This is a genomic window from Streptococcus caecimuris (genome assembly GCF_943193075.1).
GTDB classification, from domain to species: domain Bacteria; phylum Bacillota; class Bacilli; order Lactobacillales; family Streptococcaceae; genus Streptococcus; species Streptococcus caecimuris.
On sequence record NZ_CALPCT010000019.1, the window covers coordinates 35,089 to 46,353 of the forward strand.

9 protein-coding genes are annotated in these 11,265 nt (G+C 40.2%); 8 read left to right on the forward strand and 1 reads right to left on the reverse strand.

From position 1 onward, the window contains the following. The first annotated feature begins 1 nt into the window (after window position 1). From NFR56_RS08060 to sufB, 3 genes are read left to right on the forward strand one after another with little or no spacing between them, the layout of a single operon-like run. Window positions 2-1,228: a cysteine desulfurase gene (locus NFR56_RS08060; protein ID WP_003010274.1), complete on the forward strand. Its 1,227-nt coding sequence runs from the start codon at window positions 2-4 to the stop codon at window positions 1,226-1,228. Continuing rightward, complete coding sequence (gene sufU, locus NFR56_RS08065; protein WP_003010276.1) at window positions 1,215-1,649, forward strand: Fe-S cluster assembly sulfur transfer protein SufU; 435 nt, start codon at window positions 1,215-1,217, stop codon at window positions 1,647-1,649. Before NFR56_RS08060 ends, sufU begins: the two co-directional genes overlap by 14 nt. A 32-nt stretch (window positions 1,650-1,681) precedes the next feature. After that, window positions 1,682-3,094 carry a Fe-S cluster assembly protein SufB gene (gene sufB / locus NFR56_RS08070; protein ID WP_003010279.1) on the forward strand — a complete coding sequence of 471 codons (1,413 nt, stop codon included), beginning with the start codon at window positions 1,682-1,684 and terminating at the stop codon, window positions 3,092-3,094. A gap of 56 nt (window positions 3,095-3,150) precedes the next feature. On the opposite strand, the gene NFR56_RS08075 is transcribed toward sufB, so the two are convergent. Then, the gene (locus NFR56_RS08075; RefSeq protein ID WP_023919305.1) at window positions 3,151-4,392 is read right to left on the reverse strand and encodes a serine hydrolase; all 1,242 of its coding nucleotides are present in this window, start codon (window positions 4,390-4,392) and stop codon (window positions 3,151-3,153) included. A 205-nt stretch (window positions 4,393-4,597) separates the two neighbouring features. On the opposite strand from NFR56_RS08075, the gene NFR56_RS08080 reads away from it, so the two are divergent. The 5 genes from NFR56_RS08080 to NFR56_RS08100 all read left to right on the forward strand — a co-directional run bounded on the left by NFR56_RS08080 (window position 4,598) and on the right by NFR56_RS08100 (window position 11,097). Continuing rightward, window positions 4,598-6,583 (forward strand): peptide ABC transporter substrate-binding protein, encoded by a 1,986-nt coding sequence (locus tag NFR56_RS08080; RefSeq protein WP_023919304.1) that lies wholly within the window; start codon window positions 4,598-4,600, stop codon window positions 6,581-6,583. Window positions 6,584-6,655: 72 nt separating this feature from the next. After that, window positions 6,656-8,155: an ABC transporter permease gene (locus NFR56_RS08085; protein ID WP_023919303.1), complete on the forward strand. Its 1,500-nt coding sequence runs from the start codon at window positions 6,656-6,658 to the stop codon at window positions 8,153-8,155. Continuing rightward, window positions 8,155-9,081 carry an oligopeptide ABC transporter permease OppC gene (oppC, locus tag NFR56_RS08090; RefSeq protein WP_023919302.1) on the forward strand — a complete coding sequence of 309 codons (927 nt, stop codon included), beginning with the start codon at window positions 8,155-8,157 and terminating at the stop codon, window positions 9,079-9,081. Before NFR56_RS08085 ends, oppC begins: the two co-directional genes overlap by 1 nt. 11 nt (window positions 9,082-9,092) lie before the next feature. After that, entirely contained in the window at window positions 9,093-10,160 is a 1,068-nt protein-coding gene (locus tag NFR56_RS08095) for an ABC transporter ATP-binding protein (RefSeq protein WP_070665174.1), read from the forward strand. Window positions 10,161-10,170: 10 nt separating this feature from the next. Then, window positions 10,171-11,097 carry an ATP-binding cassette domain-containing protein gene (locus NFR56_RS08100; protein ID WP_003010296.1) on the forward strand — a complete coding sequence of 309 codons (927 nt, stop codon included), beginning with the start codon at window positions 10,171-10,173 and terminating at the stop codon, window positions 11,095-11,097. The last annotated feature ends 168 nt before the right edge of the window (window positions 11,098-11,265 follow it).

Consider the following 11,265-nt stretch of genomic DNA (forward strand, 5'->3'; position numbering starts at 1 on the left):
AATGCTAGATAAAAATACGATTGCTCAAGATTTTCCCATTCTCGATCAACTAGTTCACGATGAGCCTTTGGTTTATCTAGATAATGCAGCGACGACGCAAAAACCTAAACGTGTTCTTGAAGCAGTTAATCACTATTATTTGCAAGATAACGCCAATGTTCATCGTGGAGTCCATACTTTGGCTGAACGAGCGACAGCAGCCTATGAGGCAACGCGTGAGAAAGTCAGAAAATTTATCAATGCTTCATCAACCAAGGAAGTGCTCTTTACAAGAGGGACAACGACTGGACTCAACTGGGTAGCCCGCTATGCAGAAGAAGTCCTAAGGGAAGGGGATGAAGTCTTGATTTCCATCATGGAACATCACTCCAACATCATTCCTTGGCAGCAAGCCTGCAAGAAGACAGGAGCAAAACTGGTCTATGTCTATCTAAAAGATGGCTTACTGGATATGCAGGACTTAAAGAGCAAGCTTAGTGAGAAGACAAAATTTGTCTCCATCACCCATGCTTCGAACGTCTTAGGGGTGGTCAATCCGATCAAGGAAATTGCTCGATTAGCTCATGAGGTTGGAGCGATCATGGTCGTAGATGGGGCTCAATCAACCCCTCATATGGCCATTGATGTACAAGACTTAGATGCGGATTTCTTTGCTTTTTCTGGCCATAAGATGGCTGCACCAACAGGGATTGGTGTCCTCTATGGGAAGGAAGAAATCTTAGAGCAAATGTCTCCAATCGAGTATGGGGGCGAGATGATTGACTTTGTTTACGAACAATCTGCCTCTTGGAAGGAATTGCCTTGGAAATTTGAAGCTGGAACACCTAATATGGCGGGAGCAATTGGTCTTGGTGCAGCAATCGATTACTTAGAAGAGCTGGGTATGGACCAGGTAGAAGCGCATGAGCAAAAACTGATTGCCTATGTGTTTCCAAAATTACAGGCTATCGAAGGCTTGACCATCTATGGTTCCCAAGACTTAGCCCAACGTTCTGGCGTCATTTCCTTTAATCTAGGAGATCTCCATCCGCATGACTTAGCAACAGCACTAGATTATGAAGGGATTGCCGTTCGTGCAGGTCACCACTGTGCACAACCGCTCCTTCAATACCTACAAGTCCCAGCGACAACGAGAGCAAGTTTTTATATCTACAACACCAAAGCGGACTGTGATAAATTAATTGAGGCATTGATCAAAGCAAAGGAGTTTTTCAATGGCACTTTCTAAATTAGATTCGCTGTACATGGCGGTCGTAGCCGATCATTCAAAACACCCCCACCACCAAGGACAAATTGAAGATGTTGATCAGATCCAACTCAACAATCCAACTTGTGGAGATGTGATCCAGTTAAGTGTGAAATTTGATGAGAATGACAGGGTGGAAGATATTGCCTTTGTGAATTCTGGCTGTACGATCTCAACGGCTTCAGCTAGTATGATGACAGATGCTGTAATGGGAAAAACAAAAGAGGAAGTCGAAGAATTGGCACAGGTCTTTTCAGAAATGGTCCAAGGCCAGTCAGATCCTCGCCAAGAGGAATTAGGAGACGCAGCCTTCTTATCTGGAGTCTCAAAATTCCCACAACGGATTAAATGTGCGACCCTCTCCTGGAATGCTCTCAAAAAAGCGATCGAACGTAGCAAATAATTAAAAGAAGAAACAGAGAAAGAAAGGAAATTATGGCTGAAGAAAGAGTCGAACCGAAACCAATTGATCTCGGTGAATATAAATTTGGATTTCACGATGACGTTCAACCCATTCTCTCTACCGGGAAGGGATTGAATGAAGCGGTTATTCGTGAATTGTCTGCAGCAAAAAATGAACCAGAATGGATGCTCGAATTCCGTTTGAAATCTTTTGAAACCTTCAAAAAGATGCCCATGCAAACCTGGGGAGCCGATCTATCAGAAATTGACTTTGATGATTTGATCTATTATCAAAAACCTTCGGATAAACCTGCCCGTTCATGGGACGAAGTTCCAGAGAAAATCAAGGAAACCTTTGAGCGTATCGGGATTCCTGAAGCAGAACGTGCTTACTTAGCAGGGGCTTCTGCTCAGTATGAATCAGAAGTGGTTTACCACAATATGAAAGAAGAGTTTGAAAAGTTGGGGATTATCTTCACCGATACGGATTCTGCCCTAAAAGAATACCCAGACCTTTTCAAACAGTATTTTGCGAAGTTAGTACCACCAACGGATAACAAATTGGCTGCCCTCAACTCAGCAGTCTGGTCTGGTGGAACCTTCATCTATGTACCAAAAGGCGTAAAAGTAGATGTCCCCCTTCAAACTTACTTCCGTATCAACAATGAAAATACAGGTCAGTTTGAGCGTACCTTAATTATCGTGGATGAGGGAGCAAGTGTTCACTATGTAGAAGGCTGTACAGCACCGACCTATTCAAGCAATAGCCTCCATGCTGCGATTGTTGAGATCTTTGCCTTAGATGGTGCTTATATGCGTTACACGACCATCCAAAACTGGTCTGACAATGTCTACAACTTGGTCACCAAGCGGGCTAAAGCTCAAAAAGATGCCACAGTTGAGTGGATCGATGGGAACTTAGGAGCCAAGACAACCATGAAGTACCCATCTGTTTATCTGGATGGGGAAGGAGCGCGTGGGACCATGTTGTCCATTGCCTTTGCGAATGCAGGTCAACACCAAGATACAGGTGCCAAGATGATCCACAATGCCCCTCACACTAGCTCGTCTATCGTGTCGAAATCCATCGCGAAAGGTGGCGGAAAGGTAGACTACCGTGGACAAGTAACCTTTAACAAAAATTCCAAGAAATCAGTTTCTCACATTGAGTGTGACACCATTATCATGGATGATTTATCTGCATCAGATACCATTCCATTTAATGAAATTCACAACTCACAAGTTGCTTTGGAGCACGAAGCTAAGGTTTCAAAAATCTCAGAAGAACAACTGTATTATTTGATGAGTCGTGGTTTATCTGAATCAGAAGCGACAGAAATGATTGTCATGGGATTTGTAGAGCCCTTTACAAAAGAACTTCCAATGGAATATGCCGTTGAGTTAAACCGACTCATTAGCTACGAAATGGAAGGATCTGTAGGATAATTCATTTTCATCAATCAAAAATCACAATGGATTTGACTCCATTGTGATTTTTTTGCTTATAATTTTTCGTTGACATAACGGACGAATTCATTCCACCAAACTTTTAAGAAGAAGCTTTTCTCAATGGTTCTTCCTGCTACCATATCGACCGTTGGCTCTTGATCTTCTAAGTAGCCACGTCCGATTTTATCTGGATCAGTGTAGTGTAATTTTCCAAGATTAGTGCCTGATTTGACAGGTGCTCGGAATGATTCTTGGTCACTCTTGAATTGAATTTTTGGTTCCGCTTGACTACCTTGTTTTTCGACGATATAGAAGTCTTTTTTTGCAACAGCTAAAACAGTCTCTGACTTCCCATCCATGATAGTTGCCTTACTTTTTCCGTAGGGATCTCCTTCTTTGACGACAATGGAAGAAACAAAGGTCCGTACCACGTAGTTCATCAGAGAAGAAGTAGCCACAAAACGTGCATACGGATCACCGTCAACTGCCTCCACTCCTAGGACAACAGTGATCATATGGATGCCATTTTGCGTCGTTGATGCAGCAAAGGTGATGCCACCTTTGGTAGAGTTGCTGACCCGTAGGCCATCAACTCCAGAACGGTAATTCGGCATGCCTTCTAGCATCAGGTTGGGGTTTTCAATCTGCGTGTTTGAAAAAAGAGCAGTGGGTTTTGAAGTATATTTGGTCACTTCAGGGAAATCCTGAAGTAAGTGCTTGGCAATAACAGCAATATCATAAGCACTCAATTGATTTTCGTCTTCTTTCCCGTCGGAATCTCCGCTGATGGTTTGAGTATTTAATCCGGTAGCATTGATTAAATGAGGAGATTGAATGCCCCATTCAGCAAGTTTTTGCTTCATTTTTTCAACGAAGCTTTTCTCAGAGCCACCTACTTTCTCAGCTAAGGCCAAGGCAGCGGTGCTAGAATTTCCAACTAAAAGAGCAGTCAATAACTGTTCAACCGTATATTGGTTCGCTTCCATAGGAAGAGAACCAGCACCTTCGATATCATTTAAGGCTAGAGCTTTCTCAGACAGTTTGATAGGATCTTTTAGAGAAAGTTTTTTTTCATGAATGGCTTCGAAAATCAGATAAGTGGTCAAGAGTGTAGATAGTCCCCCCACATCTCGCTTTTTCTCTGAATCCTTTTCATATAAGATTTTACCTGTATCAGCTTCAACAGCAATAGCACTTTGAGCAGGAAGTTCTAGCTCGTCTGCTAGAACGACTTGATAAGGTAAACTGCATAACAGCAAGATAAAAGTTAAAAAAGAAAGAAAGAATTTTTTCACAGTTGTTTCCTCGTTGCTTAGTCCTCTCTATTGTATCATACAAATGATTAATGGAAAATCGTAAAATCATCAATTAGGCTAAAAAGTCAGTCATAGCAAGGTTTTTGAATAGTGATAAATCGAATATTCAGAAAATTTAGTTTACTTTTTTTTCTACTTGTGATATAATCTTAAACAAATCTAAAAAAACTATTGGAGAATTCCTATGAAAAAAGGTAAAGTATTTGCAGTTGCCGGAGTAACACTTCTTGCAGCTGGATTGTTGGCTGCATGTTCTAGTTCAAATACTAGCAAAGCAAGCTCAGGCGAAGACAAGAACTATGGTTATGTCTACACAGATGATCCTCAAACTTTGGACTACACTGTATCTTCTAAAGCTGCTACACACGATATTACTACAAACGTCGTAGATGGTTTGATGGCAAATGACAAGTATGGTAATCTCGTACCATCACTTGCAGAAGATTGGTCTGTTTCAAAAGACGGTTTGACTTATACCTACAAAATTCGTAAAGGGGTTAAGTGGTACGATGCAGACGGTGAAGAACATGGCGAAGTGACAGCTAAAGACTTTGTAACAGGTTTGAAACACGCTGCTGATAAAAAATCGGAAACTCTTTCACTAGTTCAAGGCTCAATCAAAGGCTTGGATGATTATGTACAAGGAAAAACTACAGACTTTAGCCAAGTTGGTGTCAAAGCGGTTGATGATTACACACTTCAATACACATTGAACAAACCTGAAACCTTCTGGAACTCTAAAACAACAAACGGAATCTTGTTCCCGATTAGCACAGATTTCTTGAAGAGTAAGGGAGATGATTTTGGTCAACCAAACGATGTGAAGTCAATCCTTGCAAACGGACCTTTCCTTCTTAAATCTATTACGTCAAAATCATCTGTTGTATTTGAAAAGAATGACAACTACTGGGATAAGAAAAACGTTCACCTTAAAGAAGTGAAACTTACCTACTACGATGGATCAGATCAAGATTCATTGGCGCGTGGCTTCTCTGATGGAGCTTATACAGTTGCTCGTCTTTTCCCAGCAAGCTCAAACTTTGCTACAGTAGAGAAAAAATATAAAGACAACATTTACAACACACCGGCTGGTTCAGGTGTAGCAGTCCTTGGTTTCAACATTGATCGTCAATCTTACAAACACACAGCTAAGAAATCAGATGCTGAAAAATCTTCTACTAAGAAAGCAATCTTAAACAAAGATTTCCGTCAAGCTATCACCTTTGCCTTGAATCGTGAAAACTATTCAGCGCAAGTAAATAGTAAAGCATTTGCTAAACCAGCTATCCGTAATACCTATACAGCTCCTGCTTTTGTACAAGTTAATGGGAAAGACTTTGGAGATGTGGTTGCAGATAAGTTGACTACTTATGGAGACCAATGGAAAGGTGTCAACCTTGCAGATGGTCAAGACGGTCTTTACAACAAAGACAAAGCAAAAGCACAACTTGAAAAAGCAAAAGCTGAACTTCAAAAAGATGGCGTTCAATTCCCAATTCATATTGACGTACCAGTAGCACAAAACTCTACAAACTTTGTTTCACGGATGCAATCATTGAAACAAACAGTGGAAGATACTCTTGGTAAAGACAATGTCGTTCTTGACCTTCAAATGATGGACCAAGACGAAGTGTTGAACATCACATTGAATGTTCCATCAGCTGCAGATGCAGATTGGGATCTTCAAGGATTGGTCGGATGGAACCCAGACTACGATGATCCATCAACTTACCTTGATACTCTTCAACCATCATCAGAAGACCAAACAAAAGTTTACCTTGGTTTTGCAGGTGGTGTAGATAATGCTTCAGCCAAAGCAGTTGGCTTGGATGAGTATGCGAAACTTCTTGCAGATGCTAATAGCGAATCACTTGATGTAGCTAAACGTTACGAAAAATATGCTACTGCTCAAGCTTGGTTGAGTGATAGTGCCTTGGTAATCCCAACAATGTCAAGCACAGGCGCAGCAACAGTTGTTTCTAAAGTGGTTCCATTCTCTGGCCCATCAGCTCAAACAGGTAACAAAGGATCTGCTTACTTCAAATATGTAGAAGTTCAAGATGAACCTGTTACTAAGAAACAATACGAACAAGCACGTGAAAAATGGCAAAAAGAAAAAGCTGAGTCAAACAAAAAAGCTCAACAAGATCTTGAAAAACACGTTAAATAATTAATTATTGCTTTTCATTAGAACTTTCTCTTCTAGGGGAGAAAGTTCTTTTGGACATTAAAGGAATGAAATATGAAAAAATATGTTTTTATGCGTATTTTGCGTTCGTTAGTGTCGATATTTCTCGTCACGACATTAACCTACATGATTATCTATACGCTAACACCGAGAAATCTCATCTTTAAAAACGACCCCAACTACAATAAAGTAGCGAAGACAAAAGATTCGAAGATCAACTACGAAAATACTGTCTACGATCGCATGGGTTATTTGGAATACATGGATTCAAAGAGCTTGCAACAAAAAGCAAGTAAAGAAGATTCTTCTGTAACAGTTGATGCGACAACTGCCAATGAAAAGATCTATAAGGAATACATTAACAAATTAGGTCATGGTTGGCAGTTGAAACGTTTCCCAGAAAGTAAGTCTTTCTATGCGGTGCGTGAAATTCCAGTTTTTGAACGTGTCGTCAGCTTCTATGCGAATTTGATTCAATTTGATCATCCAGGTTGGGTGAAAGATGCTTCAAATCCAAACCTCAAACGCTATATCCGTATTGAAAATGATCCGTCTATTGGTTGGTCAGTTGTAGGTTCTGGTACGAAACACAAATACCTCTTGTACTTTAATGGTCAATTCCCATATGTACACCAAAACTTTGTGACCTTAAACCTTGGAAATTCATATCCAACTTATTCAAATACCCCTGTTCTTCAAGTTATTACACAAGGACAAGGAACAACTAAGAAGAGTGAAGTGAACTTCCCAACAGGTAAAAAGACATCTTCCATCGATATCTACTCACGTACCTACAAATCACCAAGTAAGGCAGACTCACAAGATATCAGTCGATTTGGTAAAGGGGACGCTTATACAGCAACGTTGAGCAACTATGAGAATCCATCCATGATTGCATCTTCTTCAATCATTGGTTTGATTGGTATTGCAATTTCTTATTTGATTGCGATCCCATTAGGATCTTACATGGCTCTGTTCAAGAACTCATGGTTTGATAGCATCTCAACAGCTGCTTTGACATTTATGATGTCTCTTCCAACCATTGCTTCGGTCTACATTGTCCGTTTAGCAGGTTCATTCTTTGGGCTTCCAGACTCATTCCCAGTTCTTGGAGCACAGGACTGGCGTTCATATGTATTGCCGTCTCTGATTCTTGGTTTATTGAGTGCACCATTTAACGCCGTTTGGATTCGTCGTTACATGATCGATATCCATTCACAAGATTTCGTCCGTTTTGCTCGTTCAAAAGGATTGTCAGAACGTGAGATTTCAAAAAAACACATCTTCAAAAATGCGATGGTTCCATTGGTATCTGGTATTCCGACATCTATTATTGGAGTTATCTCAGGTGCGACACTTACTGAAACAGTCTTCGCTTTCCCAGGTATGGGTAAAATGTTGATTGACTCTATTAAAGCATCAAACAACACCATGGTTATCGGACTTGTCTTCATCTTCACATCGCTTGGTATCTTTGCTGCCATGTTAGGTGATATCTTGATGACAGTGCTTGATCCACGGATTAAATTAACGAATACGAAAGGAGGCAAATAATGGCTACAATCGATAAAAATAAATTTCAGTTTGTAAAACGCGATGACTTTGCCTCTGAAGTAATCGATGCTCCAGCGTATTCATACTGGAAATCTGTATTCAGACAATTCTTTAAAAAAAGAACCACGATCATTATGCTTGCTGTTTTGATTGGGATTCTCTTGATGAGTTTTATCTACCCGATGTTTTCAAATTTTGATTACAACGACGTAAGTAAGGTAAATGACTTTTCAGCACGTTTGAATCCACCAAGTGCCAAAGCTTTCTTTGGTACAGATAACAACGGTAAATCCCTCTTTGATGGAGTTTGGTTTGGTGCTCGAAATTCGATTATCATTTCCTTTATCGCAACTGTTATTAACGTGGTGGTCGGAGTCATCGTTGGTGGAATTTGGGGAATCTCAAAATCCATCGACCGTATCATGATGGAAGTTTATAACGTTATTTCAAACATTCCATTTATGTTGATCGTTATCGTCTTGACTTACTCAATGGGATCTGGTTTCTGGAATTTGATTCTTGCCATGTCCTTAACAGGATGGATCGGAATTGCCTACATGATTCGTGTTCAAATCATGCGTTACCGTGATTTGGAGTACAACTTGGCCAGTCGAACATTAGGAACACCAACGTTGAAAATTGTTACGAAAAATATTTTACCTCAATTGGTATCTGTAATCGTGACCCAGACATCACAAATGTTACCAAGTTTTATTTCTTACGAAGCTTTCCTTTCCTTCTTCGGACTTGGTCTTCCAATCACAGTTCCAAGTTTGGGACGGTTGATTTCTGACTATTCTCAAAACGTAACTACAAATGCCTACCTATTCTGGATTCCACTTACTGTTTTGATTTTAGTATCCTTGTCATTCTTTATCGTCGGACAAAACTTGGCCGATGCCAGCGACCCACGTACACATAGATAGGAGGAGTAGATATGACATCAAATAACAATATTATTTTATCTGCTCAAGATATCGTAGTGGAATTTGACGTGCGCGATCGCGTACTGACAGCGATTCGTGGCGTATCGCTTGAGCTAGTAGAAGGTGAAGTTCTTGCCTTGGTTGGTGAGTCAGGTTCAGGGAAATCAGTTTTGACAAAGACGTTCACCGGAATGTTAGAAGATAATGGCCGTATTGCCCAAGGTTCGATTAAATACCGTGGTCAAGAATTGACAGATTTGAAATCGAATAAAGATTGGGAAAATATTCGTGGATCTAAGATCGCTACAATTTTCCAAGACCCAATGACAAGTTTGGACCCAATCAACACAATTGGTTCACAAATTACGGAAGTCATTATCAAACACCAAGGGAAAACAGCTAAAGAAGCTAAAGAAATGGCTTTGGACTATATGGAGAAAGTTGGAATTCCAGATGCGGAACGTCGTTTTGATGAGTATCCATTCCAATATTCAGGTGGGATGCGTCAACGGATCGTTATTGCCATCGCCTTGGCCTGCCGTCCAGATATCTTAATCTGTGACGAACCAACAACAGCCCTAGACGTAACCATTCAAGCGCAAATCATTGATTTGTTGAAATCCCTTCAAAAAGAATACCAATTTACAGTTATCTTTATCACCCACGACTTAGGTGTGGTTGCAAGTATTGCAGATAAAGTAGCCGTTATGTATGCTGGAGAAATTGTTGAGTTTGGTAAAGTAGAAGAAATTTTCTACGATCCAAAACATCCATACACATGGAGCTTGCTTTCAAGCTTGCCTCAATTGTCAACCTCAGATGGTGATCTTTACTCTATTCCAGGAACTCCGCCATCATTGTATGCTCCAATCAAAGGAGATGCTTTCGCACTTCGTTCAGACTATGCAATGCAGATTGATTTTGAAGAAGAGGCACCTGCTTTCAAAGTAACCGATACTCACTGGGCTAAGACATGGTTGCTCCATCCAGATGCACCAACAGTTCATAAACCAGAAGTAATCGAAAACCTTCACGAAAAGATTGGCTCAAAAATGGGCTTCACTCAAATTACAGAATAGGAGGAAGGAAATGACTGAAAAATTAGTTGAAATTAAAGATTTAGAAATTTCCTTCGGTGAAGGAAGTAAAAAATTCGTTGCTGTAAAGAACGCCAACTTTTTCATTAATAAGGGAGAAACTTTCTCTCTTGTTGGTGAATCAGGAAGTGGTAAGACAACAATTGGGCGTGCGATCATCGGTTTGAATGATACAAGTGCTGGAGAAATTATTTATGACGGTCGCAAGATCAACGGAAAAAACTCTCATAGTGAAAAATCAGAGTTGATCCGTAAAATTCAAATGATCTTCCAAGACCCAGCAGCAAGTTTGAATGAACGTGCAACAGTTGATTATATTATCTCTGAAGGTTTGATCAACCACCATTTGTTTAACAGCGAAGAAGAACGTCAGGAAAAAGTAAAAAATATTATGCATGAAGTTGGGCTTCTAGCAGAACATTTGACACGTTATCCTCACGAATTCTCAGGTGGTCAACGTCAACGGATCGGTATTGCCCGTGCACTTGTCATGGAACCAGAATTTGTCATTGCAGATGAACCAATCTCAGCCCTTGACGTTTCAGTACGTGCGCAGGTCTTGAACCTTTTGAAAAAATTCCAAAGAGAATTAGGCTTGACCTACCTCTTTATCGCCCATGACTTGTCAGTTGTGCGCTTTATTTCTGACCGTATTGCAGTTATCTATAAAGGGGTTATTGTAGAAGTAGCAGAAACTGAAGAGCTATTTAACCACCCAATCCATCCGTACACGCAATCGCTTCTTTCAGCGGTCCCAATTCCAGATCCAATTCTAGAACGTAAAAAAGTTCTAAAAATCTACGATCCAGAACAACATGATTACTCGGAAGATAAACCACAAATGGTTGAAATTAAACCAGGTCATTATGTATGGGCTAACAAAGCTGAAGAAAACAAATACAGACAAGAATATAAATAGAGAGGATTCCCTCTCTATTTTCTTTATTACTTTCAAAAAAACATTCAAAAAAAAATAAAAAATTTTTTAAAAAAGTGTTGACAGTAAGGAGAGGTCATGATATACTAATATAGTTGTCGCGCGAGAGCGACAAAGACCTTTGAAAACTGAACAAGACGAACCAATGTG